Here is a 20426-nt window from a genome sequence, read left to right as displayed (position 1 = left end):
TATTCGTTACATCAGGAAATCTGACGTGGGTGAAACAGTATCTGCGTTTAATTCGGATGACAAGAATTATTCACCCGATGAATCAGTAAGGCAAAACAACTCTCGTTCGACCACTCTTCAGCATGATTCTTATAAATCATATAGTTACAAACCAATAATCAGAAAATCGCCAGACTATCTTTGAGATTTATCTCATTAATAATTTTAACCATAAGTGAAACTTATATGCTAAGTCAGGTCGCGTCATTTACCCTCTACTGATTTTCTACATCGTGCGCACAAACCTGGTTTCTACCGCTCTTTTTCGCATGGTATAAGCGCCCATCAGCTACGGATTGCAGGTGCTCAAAATCATAACGCACGAGCTCTTCGCTGCTGCACACACCTAAGGAAGCACTCACCCGGATGGTCTGATTTTTGCCAATCAGAATTTCCCGACCATAAATACTCTCGCGGATTCGCTCAGCAATCTTCACCGCCTGTTCCATCGACGTTTCCGGCAGGACAATACAGAACTCCTCCCCGCCCACACGCCCGGCAATATCGTGCTTACGAACGTTATTAAGGATCACCCGACCAATATGCACTAGCACCCGGTCACCCGCCTGATGCCCGAACCTATCGTTGATGCTTTTAAAATGGTCGAGATCCAGCTGAATAACAGACATCGGCCGCCCATTAAGTTGACAGGCCGCCAGCGCCTTCCCCGCACCTTCAAATAAGGCTGAACGATTATAAAGACGGGTCAACATGTCGTGCCAGGCACGCCACGCTAAAGAATCCTGCAGCGAGGACATATTGCGAACCATACGCCGAATGACCGCCCACGAAATGAGCAGCATGGAGGTGAACAGTACCCACAACAGCGTCAACGCTATACTGATGCTACCAAAATCGCCCCGAATACCTTCATCAAGACTATGAATGCGTATCAGTACACCGTCGAAATTACGCAGCTTCTCCCAACTGATAAACTGCGACAGCGCGCGCACATTACCATCGTTGCCATGTTCATAAGCGTAAGCCAGCTTCGCACTTATCTCCGGCGACAGTTTTGTCTGCTGTGATGGCTCTTTCTCTGAAGAGGCAATCAGATTCATACGCCGATCGTAGAGCTGATATTCACCCTCCTCGTCACCTTCAACCGCCTGGATAAGAAACTGGGTCATCTCATTAACCGACAGTTGGATGGCCAGCACGCCATACCAATATTGCTGAAAGTCCAGCGGTGCAGCAGCGACCACTTCCTGTGCCACAGGATTTTTACCCTGGCTAAAGACGGTCTGCCATTTCACGCCGCGCGCTGGATTATCACGCTGTGATTGCGCCATAAACCATGGGCTGCTTGCCTGCTTGTAATAATATTCTGTAATCGTACTGTTCGGCTCGCCCTCGGTGCTGAGATAAAATCCTGCACGGGAAACGTAAATCATATGAGTTTCAAACCGGGAAAGATGCTGGCGAGTCATGGACGAGAGTTTCAATAAATAGCCAAGTTCAATCGTCGCCATAAACTCATTGCCGAGCAGCGAGTTATCACGCGACAGAAGCGCGGTATTTTCCACGAACGTATCAGAAACGCCGTTTAGCGGGAGAGTACGATTATTATTAAGCGAGATCTGCCATTCAGGCTGGGCACGTTTGCGCTCAAACTCTTGCTCTGCGGTACGCAGAATCTCAAAAGCCAGCGGGATTTGTAGCGCAGACTGCATACCGTTACGGAAGAAAAGCAAACGATCGGTGTTGAACTGGATCTGCCCTTCCATATCATTGGCAACGTTTTTGAGGTTATTCCGCTGACTCGAAATGTAGGCTTCTTCCAGCACGAGGGTTTCGCGCCAGGTTAGCACCGTTGAAAAAAACAGCACCACCAAAAAACAGATATTCACCACCCGTTCCGGCCGAATTCGGCGAGCCAACTTCACCCACCAACGTTCAGAACTGGCTACCGTTTTTACCGTTAAGGGATGCACAATGCCTCCCTCACTTTACGGCCCAACGCGACACGATCGTCGGTTCCTGTACAACTCTTCTGCTGATATTTCATGGTGCTCCACTGCTTCACGCGACGACAAAGAGTCTGATTTCTGTCAGCTCTAAAACGCCCGGCAGAGGCCGGGCGTAAACATGATTAATACGCTTTTTTTTGCTTACGAACATTCCCGGGGATCAGCTCATCTTCGCGGAATGCCTCCCGCTTAACGCCGAACCCATCATACCAGCGGCACTCAATCATCCCGCTGGAATAGCCCGTTACCACCATGCGCGGCCCACCTTTTTTGGGCCGAACTTCATCACTGACCAAAAAGACCATTTGTGCCTCCGGTATCAGGGTGAAACTGTTTCACCTTAGCCGATCCCAGAGCGGTTTGCGTACTGGAAAAACATTTTTTTATACACGGGCCTGGCGTAGACGGGAAATCAAATTGACCACAGTCAGGACGATAGCGCCGATAATAAAACCAAGCACTAGATTGGCGAACGTAGGCAGCAACATCGTAACCCACGCGCCGTGCTGAGTAGCGAAGGTTTCAATCGCATGATGCAACGGCCCGATACCGTGAACCACGATACCGCCACCGACTAAAAACATCGCCAGCGTACCCACCACCGAGAGAACTTTCATCAGCCACGGTGCGATTACCAATAGACCTTTGCCTACCCCTTGGGCTAACGCGTTGCGTTTTTCGACCAGCCAATACCCCATGTCATCAAGCTTAACGATAATCGCCACAATGCCATAAACCCCAACCGTCACCAGCACGGCAATGCCGGATAAAATCAGCACCTGATTCAACAAAGGGGCGTCTGCGACGATCCCAAGCGTAATGGCCACTATTTCAGCAGATAAAATAAAGTCAGTGCGTACCGCTCCTTTTACTTTATCGCGCTCATAAACGGCGGGATCCTGCTGGGCAGCTGCCTCCAGGCGCTGTTGTCGTGCCTTATCATCACCTTTATGCTTTCGCGCATGAAGCGAATGCACGACCTTCTCCACGCCCTCATAGCAAAGATATGCCCCCCCCACCATCAACAACGGAGTGACGGCCCAGGGAATAAAGGCGCTGATAAGCAAAGCTAATGGCACCAGGATCACTTTGTTGAACATCGACCCTTTGGCCACGCTCCACACCACGGGAAGTTCTCGATTTGCCCGCACACCCGATACTTGTTGGGCGTTAAGCGATAAGTCATCACCTAATACACCGGCCGTTTTCTTCGCCGCCAGTTTGCCCATCATCGAGATATCATCCAGCAAAGTGGCGATATCATCTAATAAGGTTAATAAGCTACTTCCTGCCACAAGAATCATCCTTCATTTTTTCTATTGATAACAAAGTATGAAGCAAAAAAGCACAAGGTGTAAGAGATACATATTTATAACATCAAAGCAACATCAAGCCCTGAATTAAAGCACTCGCCAGCGAGGTAGTTTTGGCGTTTACTATCTGCCTGCTTGCTATTTTGCCGTGAGGAAGTATGCGTTTTAAACACCTTTTACCGTTGATTGGCGCACTGTTTGCGCTGTATATCATCTGGGGTTCAACCTATTTCGCCATCAGCATTGGCGTGGCTAGCTGGCCACCACTGATGATGGCAGGCATACGTTTCCTCGCAGCGGGTCTGGTATTGATGGCCTATTTGCTGGCAACCGGCCACCGCTTACCCGCCAGAAAGCCTCTGCTCAATGCCGCACTTATTGGTGTGCTGCTGCTGGCGGTGGGAAACGGCATGGTCACGGTCGCGGAGCATCAGCATGTTCCTTCCGGTATTGCCGCGGTGATGGTCGCCACCGTACCGCTATTTACCCTGTGTTTTAGCCGTTTCTTCGGTATTGCCACGCGTAAAATCGAATGGATGGGGATTGCTATTGGGTTGGCGGGAATCGTCATGCTTAACAGTGGCGGCAACCTCAGCGGGAATCCGTGGGGAGCGGTCATGATCCTTATTGGTTCGCTAAGCTGGGCATTTGGTTCGGTTTACGGCTCTCGCATTACGCTGCCAACCGGGATGATGGCCGGTGCAGTTGAAATGTTGGCAGCGGGAATAGTACTGATGATTGCCTCGCTACTCAGCGGTGAACGACTGACAACCATGCCGGATCTGAGTGGTTTTCTGGCGGTGGCTTACCTGTCAATCTTTGGCTCAATCATTGCGATTAACGCCTATATGTATCTTATTCGCAACGTCACGCCTGCGGTGGCAACCAGCTATGCCTACGTCAACCCGGTAGTTGCGGTACTGCTAGGCACCCAGTTTAATGGTGAAAGTCTGTCCGGCACTGAATGGCTGGCGCTGGTGATTATTATTGCGGCGGTGGTATTGGTGACGCTGGGTAAGTATCTGTTTCCCGCCAAGGCAACGGCTATAGCGTGTCCAACTCAGAAGTGAAGCTCAGGGGAGCGATCCCCTGAATCCCGATCTGCGCGCTGCCATCGCCGCCGCAGACCCACTCTTCCAACCGCTCGCAAAGCGCCGCATCGGTGAGCTTAGCCCGCCCACGTAGCGCACATTCCCACACCACCAGCACGCGCCAGCCTTCCTCGGTCAACCGCTGCATATCACGGGCATCCCGTCTCACATTGCTGTTGATTTTATTAAGCCAGAATTCGGTGCGTGTGGCGGGAGTCTTGAACAGATAGCAATCGTGATGATGCCAAAAGCAGCCATGCGTAAAAATGACACAGCGGTATTCACCCAACGTAAAATCAGGTCGACCCGGCAGGCTAGCATCTTGCGTTATCCACTGTAATTCCAGACTATCCAGCAGCGTCGCCATTCGTTTTTCAATCCCGGTATTCTGCGCGCCAATAGCGCGCATATTCTTGCTGCGAGTCGCCTTATCGTGAACGTCCGCCATCTTTTTTCTCCGCCTGGCGTAAGGCTACAGACTGTAAAATCCGCGATTCCAGCAAACGTGCTACCGCCGCAAACACCGGGACAATGACCGAATTGCCAAACTGGCGATACGCCTGCGTATCAGACACCGGAATGCGGAATTGGTAGCCCTGCGGAGATTCAAAACCCATCAGGCGGGCACATTCACGCGGCGTCAGGCGACGCGGTCGATGAAGCTGATTTTGCGGGTCGTCAAAGTTCTTCTCCCCCAAAGCACGATCCCAACCACGGTCAATCAGGATTTCTGCGCCATCCTTGTAATAACGCGCCGACAATGTCCGCGCCACGCTGCCAGCACGGGTAGGATCAACCATCCCATAGCCAAAACCATTGCCTTTTTCCTGATGTTTACGCGCGTAGCGATACAGATATTTCCACAACACAGGCGTCAGAATAAATTTCGGATTCACCGTAGGCTCCAGCAATTCGCCAAAACTTGGGCGACACTCAGGGTACAACGCGGGAATATCGCGCAGGGTAAATCCGTTATGCAGCCCTAAATCACGGCGAAAACCGACCAGCACAATGCGTTCCCGATGCTGTGGCAGGAAGTGTTGCCCGTCGATGATCTTTGGATCATCAGCGCCCATGGCTGCCGCATCGGCCACTTCATAACCTAGTTCATCCAGAGTCTGCATAATGATGCGGAAGGTTTTGCCATTGTCATGGCTTTTCAGGTTTTTAACGTTTTCCAGCACGAAGATTGCCGGTCTGCGCGCATCAATAATGCGTACCACGTCGAAAAACAGTGTGCCCTGGGTGTCACAAGCAAAGCCATGCGCACGACCCAGTGCATTTTTTTTCGACACGCCAGCCAGTGAGAATGGCTGACAAGGAAAACCAGCTAACAGCACATCATGTTGCGGAATACAGTCACGAATATGCGCCTGCGCCTCGCTGTCACTGATGTCGGGGTTATTGCTGAGGGTCACATCGCGAATGTCGGCATTAAATTGATGTGCCTGCGGGTCGCAGTACCAGTTAGCTTTATAGGTTCGTACCGCGTGTTTATTCCACTCACTGGTGAAAACACACTGTCCGCCAATCGCTTCAAAACCATTACGTATGCCGCCGATACCGGCAAAGAGATCGATAAAACGGAAGGCGTAATTCGGATGATGCGCAGGCGGTTTTGGCAGCATCGCAGCCAAATGGGCACACTCATTTTCACTTAACCGAGTATTGGCGCGAGACATTGCCACCACGCGTTTGACAATCGCCGGGCTCCAGTGTTGTTCCCCCACCGCATCGAGCGCGGCGACAACGGTCTTAAGATCGTAAATCTCCAGAATATGCTGGAGCAGCGCCTGAGCATCCTGCGCAGGTTTCACCGTTGCCTCGTTTATTAAGACTCGCTGTTGCATAAAGTTGACCAGATACAGAAAAAGAAAAATAAGCCAGAGATTACCATAGTTTGCCCGGCGCAAGTGTTGCGAATCGCTGGCGCACGGATTCATCTAGCGAGGTGGGCTCTCCTGCCAGTTCCGCGCTCAGTTTGGCCATAAAATGCACCAGAAAATCAGCGTTATATTGTGCCATCTCACGTCCTTTTGCCGTCTGCATGGTTTCCGCTAACCGTAGCAGTTTGGTTTGGAAGTGATCGAGGGCATAGGCTTTATCATCCAGTGCGCGGCAATCGGCAAACGGATCGTCGGCATCAAACAAGGCGGTATTGAGCGCACCCGCGACCGCAAAGACGCGCGCCAGGCCAATAGCGCCCAACGCTTCGAGTCTGTCCGCGTCCTGCACAATTTTGGCTTCGAGCGTTTGAGGAGGGATTTGCGCACTAAAGCTGTGAGCTTCAATCGCGTGTGCGACCGCAGAGTAGCATTCAGGGGGAAAGGACGGAAAATCGCGAGGCAAAATCAATAATGTCTGCTGGGCGGATAAACAGGAGGAACGGCTGCGGTCGGGGTGGTTTTTCGGCAGACTGACCAGATCGTGAAAGTAGCTTGCTATGAGGATAACGCGTAAATCGACCGCCTGGCCCTCGGCTATCCGCCGCGCGGTATGCCAGACGCGGCGGAAATGAGCGATATCATGTGACGCATCGCCGCCGTTGTAATGTCTGTCAAACCACAGCTCAATGTCCTGCTGCCAGATGCTGAGATCCATTTCTTCAATGCCCGAGTGAGTTAACCGACCCTCAGCATAGCAAATTACAGACTCTCTTCATGCTCCGGCATGCGTGGGCTGGTGTACCATGCAATCCCCCCCAACAATGCGCCGACAATACTCAGCACAATGAAGCCAAGCAGCGCGCCAATCCATTTCCCGCTAGTCGACCCCATTTCACCATCAATCGTTGCACCCGGGATACTTTGCACGTCGCTAATGACCCAAATGTAGTGCATCATCGCCCAGGCGAAGTAACCGCAAAACGCGTAAAATACCCACAGTGCCAGTTTGCCACCCAGCCCGCGCTCAATCCTTTCTTCCATAAAAAAAACTCTCATCACACAACGAATACAAACAGCGAAACCATCACGCCAAAAAAATGGTGTGACTTTCGTCACATTATAGCGATAAAAATAATGTGGGATAGTCTCCCGCTACCGGTTCAGCCCACGAAGTGCCGGTTACTTGATCTTCGGCAATTTTGTCTGATGCCCGATGGGCTCGGCATCCAGACCGTACCTAAAACAGCACTATATATACCCCCTCCCTTTTATTTAAGTATCATTGGCATTTCATTAATAATGATTGCCCCATAAACCCATTATTTATACTCGCGAGTAAAAAACATTTAATTTACTTCGTGAATAATTAAAGTCTTTTTCAAGACCTTTATTTTAATTTATTCCTGTGGCATTATCTCTCCGTTATTAGCCTTTTGTTATGCATTAAGAATTTTTAATTTTATGACCTTCCCGATTGTATGCCAGTACGATCGGGATTTTTTTACCTTTAAGGCATGTATTACTCATTATATCCCCCGCATATAACTCACATTAAAAGCATTGAATTTCAATAAGATATTCACAGCACGCTTGCCCGAAGACGAGAATCATAACTTAAACTTTATAAATAAAACATTTAGAAATATCTAATATAAGTTTGTTACATTTATAATTTAAGGAAAATTGAACCATCCATATAACATCCAAAACTGAGATACGGATGCATCTCATATATTCACACGCATTATCATGCAAAGGAAATTATAATGAAAATGAAAGCTCTGGCACTTTTAATGCCTGCCTTATTCATGGCTGGCGCAGCAAATGCAGCAGAAGTTTACAACAAAGACGGTAATAAACTTGACCTCTACGGCAAAGTCGTCGGGTTACACTATTTCTCGCAAACTGGCAGCAATGACGGCGATCAGTCCTATGCCCGTTTCGGCTTCAAAGGCGAAACGCAGATCAACCAGGATCTGGTCGGTTATGGACGTTGGGAATATAACATCCAGGCTAACACGCCGGAAAGTGACAGCGGAAACGCATGGACTCGTCTGGGTTATGCTGGGGTAAAATTTGGCAACCTGGGTTCGTTTGATTATGGCCGTAACTATGGTGCCATCTACGATATTGAAGCCTGGACCGATATGCTGCCAGAGTTCGGCGGCGACAGCTATACGCAAACCGACGTCTTCTTCACCGGTCGTGCCAACGGCATCGCCAGCTATCGTAACAGCGATTTCTTCGGCGAGGTCGACGGTCTGAATTTTGCTCTGCAATATCAGGGTAAAAACGAAGACGGTAGTTCAGGCGAAGGCACGAACAATGGCGCGGGAAATAAACTGTCTAAAAAGAATGGCGACGGTTTTGCGATGTCCACCACTTATGATCTCGACTTTGGTCTGAGCTTAGGTGCAGCCTACTCCACTTCTGACCGTAGTAACGAACAGGTTCAGAAAGGTGGCAACAATAATCGCTACAGCAAATATGCTGGCGGCGACACGGCTGATGCCTGGACGGTTGGCGCAAAATATGATGCTAACAGCATCTATCTGGCAATGATGTATGCAGAAACGCGCAACATGACCCGCTATGGTAACGATGCCGGTATTGCCAATAAAACGCAGAACTTTGAAGCGGTTGCGCAGTATAAACTCGACTTTGGCCTGACCCCATCACTCGCATGGGTCTACTCAAAAGGTAAAGATCTGGGGGATAATAACGGTCGCTATGGTACCGGGTATACCGATAAAGCGCTGGTGAATTACATTGATATCGGTGCCACTTACGAATTCAATACCAACATGTCCACCTACATTGATTATCGCCTGAACCTGCTGGACGACGACGCGCAGTTCTATAACGACAATCAAATTGCAACCGATGATATCGTTGCTATCGGCCTGGTTTATCAGTTCTAACCCTGCCTTATAGACAAAGCCCGCGAAATGCGGGCTTTTTACCGTTCTTCAGCAAACCGTTACGGCGCTTCCTGCAACGCAAGCCGCACAAAACCATTATTCTGCGCCAGCAGTTCATGTGCTTTCCATGGATCCATCCCGGTTAACAGCATCAGTATCGCCGTTTTACACTGGTGGTCACAGCTTTCCAGCGCCGCTTTCGCCATCGCTCGCGTACAGCCGCTTGCCTCCATGACAACCGCTATCTGCCGCTCTGCCATACGTGTCGTGGAATGACGGATATCAACGCGCATGTTGCTAAATACCCTGCCGCTGCGGATAGCCAGCCCAGTCGTCAGCATTGAGAGCACCATTTTCTGCGCTGCGAGCGCTTTAGGCTCCCCATAACCACTCACCACTTCCGCACCGGTTTGCGGTGTAATCACAATATCAGCAAGTTCCGTCGCTTCACTGCTCAGATTACGCGTGATAACCGCGCGCGCCGCCCCCAGAGACCAGGCATGCCGCAACGCGCCCCACAGCCACGGGGTTTTTCCCCCGACAGTCAGCGCCACCAGCATATCGTTTTGTGTGAACCCGATGGCCTGAAGATCCAGTAAACCCCGGTTGTAATCCTGTGCCGCATCACTCATATCATGCAGCATGGCCAGCGCTCCACCGGCAATTAACCCGACCAGCGGTGACTTCTCGTCTGGCGCATATTCATTTGCAGCGATCACCGCATTACGCCCGGATGCCCCTGCGCCAACAAGAACCACCCGCCCACCGTGATTTAAGGTCGCTACGGCGCTGTCAACCAGACGAGTAATATCGTCAAGATAAGGCGTAACCGCAGCAGATACACTTTTATCATCCTGATTAATAACGTTTAATAAATCGCGGGTGGACAATCGGTCAATCTCGGTCGTCGCCGAATTACGTCGTTCCATGACTGAACCTGCAAGCTTACTGCTCATAAACGGACTCCTTATTATGGGTTCTTAAACAATACTAAAGTGTTTTGTATAAGAACCTCTGAGAGAACCGTCACAAAGAGAGGTTTGTTTTTGTAAGGCGTTGATGACTTTAAGTATTAGAAGACATCGGCGATAATGCTTTTTTGCTATTGATAAATGAAGGTTTATGCGCGACATGCAGCCTCTGGATTCCAAACGTCCGATGAAACTCAGCACGCTGGTTACGTGGATGGTGTGCAGCGTGATCGTCTGCGTGCTTCTGGTGGTCTATGCCTTCTACTTTATCCAGATAACCAAAGCCACTCGTGCCGGAGTTGAAGACACCGCCTTTGCCATTGCGCGGACTCTGGCAGACTCGCCTGAGATCAAGCGCGGTTTAAATGCCCCGCCGAATCAGAATATCATCCAGCCTATTGCCACGGCGGTACAGCAACGCAACGGTCTTCTGTATGCTGTGGTGACTAATATGGATGCCGTGCGTTATTCGCATCCCAATTCACACCTTATCGGCCAGCACTTTATTGGTGCCGATCTCAAACCAGCCCTAAAAGGCGAGGAAAATCTGTCGATTAACCACGGTGTCCTGGCAGAGGCGTTGCGCGTATTCACCCCAATCTATAACGACCGCAGCCAGCAAATTGGCGTGGTGATTGTCGGTATTTCACTACAGAAAGTTGATGAACAACTTAGTCGCGCACGCTGGAACGCCATCTGGTTCGTTCTGTTTAGCGCTATCGTCGGAACGCTCGGGATCTGGGGGCTGGTTCGGGTACTGAAGAACATTTTGTTCGGCCTCGAACCCCATGAAATTTCGAGCCTGTTTGAACAACGTCAGGCCATGTTGCAATCACTGCGGGAAGGCGTGATTGCTGTTGATGATAAGGGTCGGGTGACATTAATTAACCAAGCCGCCCGCGAAATTCTGTTTTCTCCTGAACCGACTCACTTAGGTGCGGTACAGCACGCCCCGATGCTGGTCGATCTCAAAGAGGTGTTAACCAGCGGCAATGCCATAGAGGACCGGGAAATTGGCTGTAACGGTCGGCTACTGTTATGTAACACCGTGCCAGTACGCAATAATAAGCGGGTGATAGGTGCTATCAGCACCTTCCGCGATAAAACTGAAGTCAGCCAACTGATGCAGCGAATGGATGGGCTGGTGAACTATGTTGATGCCCTGCGCACTCACTCGCATGAGTTTATGAATAAGCTGCATGTAATCCTCGGGCTTTTGCATATGAAGCGCTATGACAAGCTGGAAGGTTATATTCTGCAAACCGCCCAGAACTATCAGGCCGATATCGGCACGCTACAACATAAGATTAAATCACCGATTATCGCCGGTTTCTTGCTGGGTAAAATCAATCGCGCTGGCGATGCAGGGATTAACCTGACGCTGGCTGAAGACAGTCTTATCCCGGACAACCCGAACGAAGAGCAGGTGGCGGTGCTGGTGACAGTACTCGGTAATTTGATTGAGAATGCGCTGGACGCGATGTCAAACCAGGGCGAAGGTGAGATCAGCCTGCTACTGCATTACCAGAACGGCTGGTTGAGTGGCGAGGTCAGCGATGATGGCCCGGGGATCAACCCCGAGCAAATTGACGCTATTTTTAATAAAGGTTTTTCAACCAAAGGCGAAAACCGTGGCGTCGGGCTCTTCCTGGCCCGTCAGCAAACGGAAAATCTTGGCGGTACCCTTTCCGTCGAGTCAGAGCCCGGCGTCTTTACGCAATTTTTTGTCCATATTCCCTGGGATTCGAGAGGAACCGCGCGTGATTAATGTTTTGATAGTCGATGATGATGCCATGGTGGCCGATCTGAACCGTTGCTATATCGAGCGAGTGGATGGTTTTTCGTGCTGTGGGATCGCGTCGACGCTGCAACAGGCTCGCGATAAAGTGATGGATAACGCCCAGCCTATCGACCTCATTTTGCTGGATGTCTACATGCAGCAGGCCAACGGTCTCGATTTGCTACCCGATGTGCGCAATTCAGGGCGGGCGATTGATGTGATCATGATTTCATCCGCCTCCGATGCCGCTACGGTGCAAACATCACTACGTTACGGCGTCGTCGATTACCTGATTAAGCCGTTCCAGTTTCCACGTTTTGAAGAGGCCCTACTAAGCTGGCGTGAGAAAAAACAGTTGATGGGCAGCCACTCTTACTACGAGCAGGCAGATGTTGACCGTTTGCTGCACGGCGGTACACCGGAACCTGCGGACACCAAACGTCTGCCGAAAGGGTTAACGCCGCAGACGCTACGGACGTTGTGCCAATGGATAGATGCACACCCGGATAGTGAGTTCTCAACTGACGACCTGGCGCAGGCAGTGAATATTTCCCGCGTATCGTGCCGCAAGTATCTGATTTGGCTGGCGCAGGTCAATATTCTTTTCACCAGCATTCATTACGGTGCCACCGGACGGCCGGTCTATCGCTACCGCCTACTGCCCGAGCAATATGGTTTGCTTAAGCAGTACTGCCAATAAGCCGGTAGTCGTTATCCAAAAGTGTAAATCGATAGTGGTGACTCGATGATAGGATCACCTCTTTCGATTTTGTGACAAAAATGGCTTCAATATCCGGCCGTGCACGCAGCGCGGCACAGGCTTTCTCCACCCCCATGCCGTACATCAGCGTGGTCCAGATATCCCCATCGATGGAATCAGCGCTTACAATGGTCACGCTGTCGAGTTCGTTATCCAGCGGATAGCCGGTACGCGGATCGAGAATATGGTGATAAATCTGACCATTTTGCTCAAAATAACGTTCATAAACGCCTGAGGTCACCACCGATTTATGGGCTATTTCCAGAGTCCCAACCATGGCCCCCGCTTGGGAGAATGGCTTTTTCAGGCCGATTGACCAATTCCCTGCTGGCGTTCCCAGCGTTTGCACGTTCCCGCCGAGATTGATTAACCCCTGTTCTACCCCTTCTTTGCGCAAATAGTCGCGAACACGGTCGGCAATATAACCTTTAGCAATTGCACCAAGATCGATTTCCATCCCCGGCAAGGCCAGATACACGCTCTCATCAGCATCATTAAGCACTACCTGCAGCGGGTCGGTAAGTGTAAGCAGATGAGCGATATCCTCACCGGGCGGGACGCTGTCACCCCGAAAGCCTATACGCCAGCGTTTGACCAGTGGGCCAATGGCCAGGTTAAAGGCGCTATTGGGTAGCATGCTCGCTGCTTTTGCGCATTTGATTAAGGCATAAACCGGGCTGCTGACACGAACTGGATGTTGACCTGCGGCATGGTTGATATCCATCACCTGAGATTGAGCACGATTGACGGTGAACAGGTCTTCATAGTGTTTGATAAGGCGGAAAACACGCGAGGCGAGCGCTTCGTCGCTATCGAAAAGTTTGAGCAGGATGGGGGAGCCCATCAGGACGGCGGAGTAACTATAAACCCTTGTCGTATCTAACATTAGCGTCCCCCTTTGATGATGATGTTTAGCCCGGTTATACAAAGGTCTAACCGGGCTACGGGGCTTAATTATGCTGATTCAAGCATTGCCCAGGATACCTGCTGCGCACGAATAGCGGCCTGATGACCCGCGAGCGTACCGAAGATAATGATATCAGCGACTGCATTTCCGCCAATACGGTTTCCACCGTGGATCCCACCAACCACTTCACCCGCGGCATAGGCACCCGGGATCACCTGTTTTTTCTCGTTCAGTACACAGGTCTCGGTGTTAATCGTGACACCACCCATCGTGTGGTGAACACCCGGTGCAATTTGAATGGCGTGGAATGGCCCCTCATTGAGCGGTGCACGCAGCGCCGTTTTGCGGCCAAACTCTTCGTCATCCTGCTTTTCTACCGCCGAGTTGTATCGGGAAAGCGTGGACAAGAACGCCTCTTCTTCTAATCCCAGCTTAGCCGCCAGTTCGCTGGCCGAGCTAGCGCTGGTGACTAGACCTTTCGCGATGTATTCATCCGCGGCTTTATTTTTCGTCCGCACATGTTCATCAAACACGATGTAAGCGTAGTGTTCTGGCAGGGCAATAATCGCCGCCGATACTTTATCGCGGGTCTCCATCTCGTTGAAGAACCGACTGCCATGCTGGCTGACCAGAATAGCCCCGCCGCCGCGAATGGATTCAGACACTAGATACGAAGTTTTCTGCTCGACCGTCGGGTGAATCTGAATCTCACCCATATCAACGGTTCCCGCACCGATATGCTCCAGCAGCGCGATACCGCCACCGGTTGCCCCTTTGTGGTTAGTGGTCACAAAACCCGCCAGATCGGGACGATATTTCACGACCATTTCGCTATTGGCGCTAAAACCGCCGGTAGCCATAATGATGCTACGCGTTTGCACGGTTAGGGTTTCTTTTTCCTCGGTTAACAAACGGACAGCTGAGACTTCTGAGTTTTCCATCACAATATCGACTACCGACGTATCGAGCATGACGTCAATTTCACGTTTTGTGACATTGCGAACAAGGCCGCTTATCAAATAACCACCCACGGCAGAACCATCTTTCGGACGGTGTGTACGGTCAATGCTCATACCACCGGTAGTGGTGATGTCATTAAGCATAATGCCACGGTCAGCCAGCCATTCGATGGCCTGTGGCGCTGTTTCCACAAAGCGGCGTAGCAGTGCCGGATTATTTTTGTTTTGTCCGCCTTTGAGCGTTTCTTCATAAAACAGCTCTTTACTGTCTTGAATACCTTTAACCCGCTGGAAGCGCGTTTCAGCGGCATTCATTCCGGCTGACGCTTTAATCGTGTTGCCACCAATTGTCGGCATTTTTTCCACAATCAGCACGCGGGCGCCATCATCATGCGCCTGAATAGCCGCCGCCAGGCCAGCACCACCGCTCCCCACAATCACAACATCATAGGCCTTTGGTACAGAAGACTCTCCGCCCTCTTCAACCTGCAACGCTTTGCTGGATTTCACCATCGCTTTTGATACGGCTTTTTTAACCGCTTCACTTTGGCTGGTCGCGCCGGAGATAGCGTCAACGTGCGGGGTATTGGCATCGAGAATACGCGAGCGAATCTCTTCAAAACTGGTCACAAACTCCACATCCTGATCGACACCGCCGGTCAGTTCAATATCGGCAATACGGTCAGTTTCCAGGCTAACGTTAATCACCAGTTCGCCTGCGTCATCCTGTACGGTCTCAATAAAGACACCCGGTTTGAATTTGGATACCGTCATGCTCATATCGCGGATCATCGCCTCCACCAGCGAGAATCGCCACATCGGTTCCGGGATGTTCAGCGCTTCACGTTGAGTGCTATCAATAAATAGCTCCAGCGTTTGCGCATTGGCAATTCGCTCGGCCCAGTCCGGGTACGCGATACAGGCACGGCCCACCGCCACCAGATCGTAACCATGTGCCATCGCGGTTTCGACGTCACTTTCATTCACCACACCGCCCACACCCATAACCGGTATCTGCGCCAACGCGTCAGAACGCATAGCAACATATTTTTCAATCAGCGGTGTCGGGTCATCAATATCAACAATCGATGGGCGCAGGGTGGCGCCAACCGAGAAGTGTAGATAGTCCAACCCGCGTGCGGCCAGTTTTTCCAGCAAATAGAGCGTGTCATCAAAGCGGATACCCGGGACTTCCATCTCTTCTGGGGAGAAACGGTAGCCGATAATGAACGCATCATCAGCGTACTGCCGTACCATTTTATGGGTGATTTCCAGCACTGCCAGCGGGAATTTAGCGCGATTATCGCGGCTACCGCCCCACTCGTCATCGCGCTGGTTAGAGTTCGGTGAGTAGAATTGCTGAATCAGATAAGTATTTGCGCCGTGCAACTCGACACCATCAAAGCCTGCCTGAATCGCGCGACGCACAGCGTCACCAAATTTACCCACCATGCCTTCCACTTCTTCAGCGGTCAGCGCAACTGGCGTCGCGGCACCTTCACGCGGCGCAGCAACGGCACTTGGCCCCACCGGCGTGCGGCCACCAATCAGTTTCGGTTCAACCATCCGGCCGCCGTGGTAGATTTGCAGCAGTGCTTTGGAACCCTGAGACTTGATGGCGTCGGCAATTTTGGCGAGGCCCGCGATTTTTTCATCGCTATCAATCCCCAGCGCTCCGGGAAATGCCAGACCTAAATCATCGATAAAACAACATTCTACGATGATAGTCCCGATACTTCCGGCACGCGCACGGTAGTACTCCACCAGCTCACTGCTGACAGAACCGTCGTAATAACCCGCACATGTCGTCATAGGCGCCATAAATAAGCGGTTTTTGAGCTCAGTACCATTGGGTAATGTGAAGGAGCTGAATACGCGATGATCACTGTTCATAATTGGAAACTCCAAACTTTAAAAATTAAATTCAAAAATTCGCGTTCGGGCTGTATTTGAGTTATTTGTTATGCCGATATCATGGTATTAATATAGCGCTAATTTTAGTTACTAAAGTTATTACGTTAGTTATAAAACTATTTAATCCCCTCAATAACATCAGCACCCCCATAGTGTTATTAATTAAGCTCAATTTAATTCTCAAATATTTAACAAAGGTGAGTCAAAAAATAACTTTATCAACAGTGAGACAGGCAATTAAATAAAAATAAAATATCATTAAAATCAACAAGTTGAACCACTAAAGGATTTGTAGGGTGATGTTAATTATTTGTTTTATATATTCCTAACACCAATAATAACCGACAAACTAATAGGGTTATACAAAATAGACTGAAAATAACACGGCGACCGCACTTTCTTGATCATGATCAATTGTAATAGTCCCTAAAAGCGCATTATATGAATATAACATTTTCTCAATCTGGCGCTTAATAAAATAGCGTCAATGACTCATTCTTAAAATTGCTGAATCCACTTTTGGAATCTAAATAAAGTAAAAAAACTAAAAAAAGCAAATCGGCAATTATTCAAACCAAATTATTAACTACTTATAGAAGCGTAATATGAACGATAAATCTGCGGCATCGCACTCACCGATCCCGGTGAGCAAACCGAAGGATGGCAAGAAAAACCGCCTTCTGATGATGGCACTCCCCGTTATTGTGGCCGTGCTGCTCCTTTTTGTCCCGGTACCTGATGGACTCCCGCCTTACGCATGGCACTATTTCGCTATTTTCGTTGGCGTGATTGTCGGTCTTATCTTCGAGCCGCTGCCGGGTGCCGTTATCGGCCTGACTGGTGTGGTGGCTATCGCCCTGTGCAGTCAATGGGTTCTGTTTAGCCCTGAACAGATGGCAGCGCCGAAGTTCCAGCTGGCGGGGGCTTCCTTTAAGTGGGCAGTAAGCGGATTTGGTAACTCCACCGTCTGGCTTATCTTCGGTGCCTTCATGTTCGCCGCCGGTTATGATAAAACACGCTTCGGCCGTCGTCTGGCGCTGATTCTGGTGAAATATCTCGGTCGCCGGAGTCTGACCTTGGGCTATGCCATTACTCTGGCTGACCTGTTGTTGGCCCCCTTCACCCCGTCCAATACCGCACGAAGCGGCGGGACTATCTACCCGATTATTGCCAACCTGCCACCGCTTTATGGCTCAAAACCCAATGATCCAAGCGCCCGTAAAATTGGCTCTTATCTCATGTGGGTAGCCATTACCGCGGCTTGCATCACCAGCTCCATGTTCCTTTCAGCACTCGCACCAAATCTGCTGGCATTGGCACTGGTTAAAAGCATCGTGGGGATTAACATCTCCTGGGGCACCTGGTTTATCGCTTTCCTGCCGGTGGGTGTACTGCTGATCCTCGTCATGCCGCTACTGGCTTACTGGTTCTACCCGCCGGAAGTAAAAGTGAATGATGAAGTCCCGCTGTGGGCCGCACGTGAGCTGGAGAAACTGGGCAAGCTGTCGCGTAACGAAATCCTGCTGTTGGTCTTTGTATGCTGCGCGCTGATGATGTGGATCTTCGCTGCCGCCTGGATTGAACCGGCAATGGCTGCCCTATTGATCATTGGCCTGATGCTGTGGACCGGCGTGCTGGAATGGAACGATATCACCGGTAATAAAGCCGCATGGAACACCTTCGTGTGGTTCGCGACGCTGGTCGCTCTGGCTGATGGCCTCTCTTCAACCGGCTTTATCGGCTGGCTGGGTAAAGAAGGCGGAATGCTGATGAGCGGAATTTCCCCGGGTGTCGCCACTATCGTGCTGCTGCTGGCGTTCTATCTGCTTCACTATCTCTTTGCCAGCACCACCGCACACACCACCGCCCTGCTGCCCGCGATGCTAACCATTGCATCGACTATTCCGGGTATGAACATGAATGTGTTCGTGATGCTGATGGTGACCTCACTGGGTATCATGGGGATCATCACCCCTTATGGCACCGGCCCAAGCCCGATTTACTACGGTAGCGGCTATCTGCCGACCAAAGATTATTGGCGCCTTGGCACCATCTTTGGCGGTATCTTCCTGGCCGCTCTGCTGTTCATTGGCTACCCGTGGATGTCTATGATGTTCTGATTCATAACCGTCGGAGGACAACCTCCGGCGGTTTTATTTTTATGGAGTGAAGAGCTATGTCGAACAAACCGTTTTTCTACCAGAATCCCTTTCCGCTAGCCCACGACGATACTGAATACTACCTGCTGAGTCGTGAACATGTCTGTGTATCCGAGTTCGATGGTCAGGAAGTGTTAAAGGTGGCACCAGAAGCATTAACCCTTCTTGCGCAGCAGGCCTTTCATGATGCCGCCTTTATGCTGCGTCCATCGCACCAGCAACAGGTTGCCGCCATTCTCAGCGACCCACAAGCCAGCGAGAACGATAAATACGTTGCCTTGCAGTTCCTGCGCAACTCTGAAATCGCCGCTAAAGGCGTTCTGCCAACCTGCCAGGATACCGGTACCGCCATCATTATGGGCAAAAAAGGCCAGCGTGTGTGGACCGGCGGTGGTGATGAAGCGGCGCTGTCACAAGGCGTGTACAACACCTATATCTCTGACAACCTGCGCTATTCCCAAAACGCCGCGCTGGATATGTATAAAGAGGTGAATACCGGAACCAATTTGCCTGCACAAATTGACCTGTATAGCGTTGACGGTGATGAGTATAAATTCCTCTGCGTCGCTAAAGGCGGCGGCTCAGCAAACAAAACCTATTTGTATCAGGAAACCAAGGCACTGATTACCCCGGCGAAGTTGAAAAACTATCTGGTTGAAAAGATGCGCACGCTGGGGACTGCGGCCTGCCCGCCGTATCATATTGCCTTTGTCATCGGTGGTACCTCAGCGGAAGTTACGCTGAAAACGGTGAAGCTGGCATCTGCGCGCTACTACGATGGTTTGCCAACCGAAGGCAACGAACATGGCCAGGCATTCCGCGATGTGCAGTTAGAACAGGAATTGATAGTTGAGGCACAAAATCTGGGCCTCGGCGCACAGTTTGGCGGCAAATACTTCGCCCACGATATTCGCGTGATCCGACTGCCGCGCCACGGAGCATCCTGCCCAATCGGCATGGGGGTTTCCTGCTCTGCCGACCGTAATATCAAAGCCAAAATTAACCGTGACGGCATCTGGATTGAGAAGCTTGAACATAATCCAGCGCAATACATCCCGGAATCATTGCGTCAGCAAGGTGAAGGCGATGCGGTCAGCATCAACCTTAATCAGCCGATGAACGAGATCCTGGCGCAGCTGTCTGCGCATCCGGTCTCCACCCGCCTATCGCTGAATGGCACCATTATAGTGGCGCGTGATATTGCTCATGCCAAACTCAAAGAGTTGCTGGATAACGGCGAGGCGCTGCCGCAGTACGTGAAAGATCACCCAATCTATTATGCTGGCCCAGCTAAAACACCTGAAGGGTACGCCTCCGGTTCATTAGGCCCAACGACCGCCGGACGTATGGACTCATACGTCGATTTACTCCAGTCGCAGGGTGCGAGCATGGTGATGCTGGCGAAGGGTAATCGTAGCCAACAGGTCACTGACGCCTGTCATCAACACGGCGGTTTCTACCTCGGTAGCATCGGCGGCCCGGCAGCAGTACTGGCCCAAACTAGCATCAAGAGCCTGGAATGCGTGGCCTATCCTGAGCTGGGTATGGAAGCTATCTGGAAAATTGAAGTCGAAAACTTCCCCGCATTTATCCTGGTAGATGATAAGGGTAATGACTTCTTCCAGCAGATCCAAAATACTCAGTGCGCAAGCTGCCACCTGCGATAAACACTCGATTTTAAAGCCCCTTCAGGGCTGAGGAATCCCCAGAAATAAGGTCAGGCACGGTGTGCGCCCTCTCCCTTTTTAAGGGAGAG

Annotated in this window: 16 protein-coding genes; 6 read left to right on the top strand and 10 right to left on the bottom strand. The window is 50.7% G+C overall.

Annotated elements, in window-relative coordinates; all coding sequences use genetic code 11:
- Positions 1-254: 254 nt before the first annotated feature.
- The 3 genes from dgcQ to U0026_RS08975 form a co-directional block, all read right to left on the bottom strand.
- Positions 255-1973 (bottom strand): cellulose biosynthesis regulator diguanylate cyclase DgcQ, encoded by a 1719-nt coding sequence (dgcQ, locus tag U0026_RS08985; protein ID WP_156484217.1) that lies wholly within the window; start codon positions 1971-1973, stop codon positions 255-257.
- A 158-nt stretch (positions 1974-2131) separates the two neighbouring features.
- Entirely contained in the window at positions 2132-2314 is a 183-nt protein-coding gene (locus tag U0026_RS08980; RefSeq protein ID WP_062778147.1) for a YodC family protein, read from the bottom strand.
- A 78-nt stretch (positions 2315-2392) separates the two neighbouring features.
- Positions 2393-3304 (bottom strand): DUF808 family protein, encoded by a 912-nt coding sequence (locus tag U0026_RS08975; protein ID WP_062778145.1) that lies wholly within the window; start codon positions 3302-3304, stop codon positions 2393-2395.
- Positions 3305-3480: 176 nt separating this feature from the next.
- Between U0026_RS08975 and yedA the strand changes: the two genes are divergently transcribed.
- Positions 3481-4392, top strand: coding sequence for a drug/metabolite exporter YedA (gene yedA / locus U0026_RS08970; protein WP_062778143.1), 912 nt, complete (start codon positions 3481-3483; stop codon positions 4390-4392).
- On the opposite strand, the gene U0026_RS08965 is transcribed toward yedA, so the two are convergent.
- The 4 genes from U0026_RS08965 to drpB are packed head-to-tail and all read right to left on the bottom strand — an operon-like array spanning position 4367 to position 7340.
- Positions 4367-4861, bottom strand: a complete 495-nt coding sequence (locus U0026_RS08965; RefSeq protein WP_062778141.1) for a very short patch repair endonuclease — start codon at positions 4859-4861, stop codon at positions 4367-4369. The genes yedA and U0026_RS08965 overlap by 26 nt on opposite strands.
- The gene (locus U0026_RS08960) at positions 4842-6263 is read right to left on the bottom strand and encodes a DNA cytosine methyltransferase (protein ID WP_062778240.1); all 1422 of its coding nucleotides are present in this window, start codon (positions 6261-6263) and stop codon (positions 4842-4844) included. Before U0026_RS08960 ends, U0026_RS08965 begins: the two co-directional genes overlap by 20 nt.
- A 40-nt stretch (positions 6264-6303) precedes the next feature.
- A complete protein-coding gene (locus tag U0026_RS08955; RefSeq protein WP_062778140.1) occupies positions 6304-7014 on the bottom strand; it encodes a phosphohydrolase in 711 nt (236 codons plus the stop codon).
- 44 nt (positions 7015-7058) lie between these two features.
- Entirely contained in the window at positions 7059-7340 is a 282-nt protein-coding gene (gene drpB / locus U0026_RS08950) for a cell division protein DrpB (protein ID WP_062778138.1), read from the bottom strand.
- A 725-nt stretch (positions 7341-8065) separates the two neighbouring features.
- Between drpB and ompC the strand changes: the two genes are divergently transcribed.
- Positions 8066-9220, top strand: a complete 1155-nt coding sequence (ompC, locus tag U0026_RS08945) for a porin OmpC (protein WP_062778137.1) — start codon at positions 8066-8068, stop codon at positions 9218-9220.
- Positions 9221-9279: 59 nt separating this feature from the next.
- Here ompC and U0026_RS08940 read toward each other — a convergent pair whose 3' ends face one another.
- Positions 9280-10176: an N-acetylmuramic acid 6-phosphate etherase gene (locus U0026_RS08940; RefSeq protein ID WP_062778135.1), complete on the bottom strand. Its 897-nt coding sequence runs from the start codon at positions 10174-10176 to the stop codon at positions 9280-9282.
- A gap of 166 nt (positions 10177-10342) precedes the next feature.
- On the opposite strand from U0026_RS08940, the gene U0026_RS08935 reads away from it, so the two are divergent.
- Together U0026_RS08935 and dcuR are read left to right on the top strand one after the other, a co-directional pair.
- Positions 10343-11959, top strand: a complete 1617-nt coding sequence (locus tag U0026_RS08935; RefSeq protein ID WP_062778133.1) for a sensor histidine kinase — start codon at positions 10343-10345, stop codon at positions 11957-11959.
- On the top strand, positions 11952-12671 hold the full coding sequence (gene dcuR / locus U0026_RS08930; RefSeq protein WP_062778131.1) for a two-component system response regulator DcuR: 720 nt from the start codon (positions 11952-11954) through the stop codon (positions 12669-12671). The genes U0026_RS08935 and dcuR overlap by 8 nt, the downstream gene beginning before the upstream one ends.
- On the opposite strand, the gene U0026_RS08925 is transcribed toward dcuR, so the two are convergent.
- Positions 12652-13617: an FAD:protein FMN transferase gene (locus tag U0026_RS08925; RefSeq protein ID WP_062778130.1), complete on the bottom strand. Its 966-nt coding sequence runs from the start codon at positions 13615-13617 to the stop codon at positions 12652-12654. The two genes, dcuR and U0026_RS08925, sit on opposite strands and share 20 nt — an antisense overlap.
- A 68-nt stretch (positions 13618-13685) precedes the next feature.
- Entirely contained in the window at positions 13686-16490 is a 2805-nt protein-coding gene (locus U0026_RS08920) for a flavocytochrome c (RefSeq protein ID WP_062778128.1), read from the bottom strand.
- A 626-nt stretch (positions 16491-17116) separates the two neighbouring features.
- Here U0026_RS08920 and U0026_RS08915 point away from each other — a divergent pair.
- Complete coding sequence (locus U0026_RS08915) at positions 17117-18631, top strand: anion permease (protein WP_194841758.1); 1515 nt, start codon at positions 17117-17119, stop codon at positions 18629-18631.
- A 56-nt stretch (positions 18632-18687) separates the two neighbouring features.
- The gene (fumA, locus tag U0026_RS08910; protein ID WP_062778126.1) at positions 18688-20337 is read left to right on the top strand and encodes a class I fumarate hydratase FumA; all 1650 of its coding nucleotides are present in this window, start codon (positions 18688-18690) and stop codon (positions 20335-20337) included.
- Positions 20338-20426 lie beyond the last annotated feature (89 nt).

The organism is Kluyvera intermedia, assembly GCF_034424175.1.
Lineage (GTDB): Bacteria > Pseudomonadota > Gammaproteobacteria > Enterobacterales > Enterobacteriaceae > Kluyvera > Kluyvera intermedia.
This window is presented reverse-complemented; position numbering and strand designations above follow the sequence as displayed.

Excerpts from the sequence above, each read along its gene's own strand:
- U0026_RS08980 (WP_062778147.1), bottom strand. The coding sequence starts at position 2,314 with ATGGTCTTTTTGGTCAGTGATGAAGTTCGGCCCAAAAAAGGTGGGCCG.
- yedA (WP_062778143.1), top strand. The coding sequence starts at position 3,481 with ATGCGTTTTAAACACCTTTTACCGTTGATTGGCGCACTGTTTGCGCTG.
- U0026_RS08965 (WP_062778141.1), bottom strand. The coding sequence starts at position 4,861 with ATGGCGGACGTTCACGATAAGGCGACTCGCAGCAAGAATATGCGCGCT.
- U0026_RS08960 (WP_062778240.1), bottom strand. The coding sequence starts at position 6,263 with ATGCAACAGCGAGTCTTAATAAACGAGGCAACGGTGAAACCTGCGCAG.
- U0026_RS08955 (WP_062778140.1), bottom strand. The coding sequence starts at position 7,014 with ATGGATCTCAGCATCTGGCAGCAGGACATTGAGCTGTGGTTTGACAGA.
- drpB (WP_062778138.1), bottom strand. The coding sequence starts at position 7,340 with ATGGAAGAAAGGATTGAGCGCGGGCTGGGTGGCAAACTGGCACTGTGG.
- ompC (WP_062778137.1), top strand. The coding sequence starts at position 8,066 with ATGAAAATGAAAGCTCTGGCACTTTTAATGCCTGCCTTATTCATGGCT.
- U0026_RS08940 (WP_062778135.1), bottom strand. The coding sequence starts at position 10,176 with ATGAGCAGTAAGCTTGCAGGTTCAGTCATGGAACGACGTAATTCGGCG.
- U0026_RS08935 (WP_062778133.1), top strand. The coding sequence starts at position 10,343 with ATGCGCGACATGCAGCCTCTGGATTCCAAACGTCCGATGAAACTCAGC.
- U0026_RS08925 (WP_062778130.1), bottom strand. The coding sequence starts at position 13,617 with ATGTTAGATACGACAAGGGTTTATAGTTACTCCGCCGTCCTGATGGGC.
- U0026_RS08920 (WP_062778128.1), bottom strand. The coding sequence starts at position 16,490 with ATGAACAGTGATCATCGCGTATTCAGCTCCTTCACATTACCCAATGGT.
- U0026_RS08915 (WP_194841758.1), top strand. The coding sequence starts at position 17,117 with ATGAACGATAAATCTGCGGCATCGCACTCACCGATCCCGGTGAGCAAA.
- fumA (WP_062778126.1), top strand. The coding sequence starts at position 18,688 with ATGTCGAACAAACCGTTTTTCTACCAGAATCCCTTTCCGCTAGCCCAC.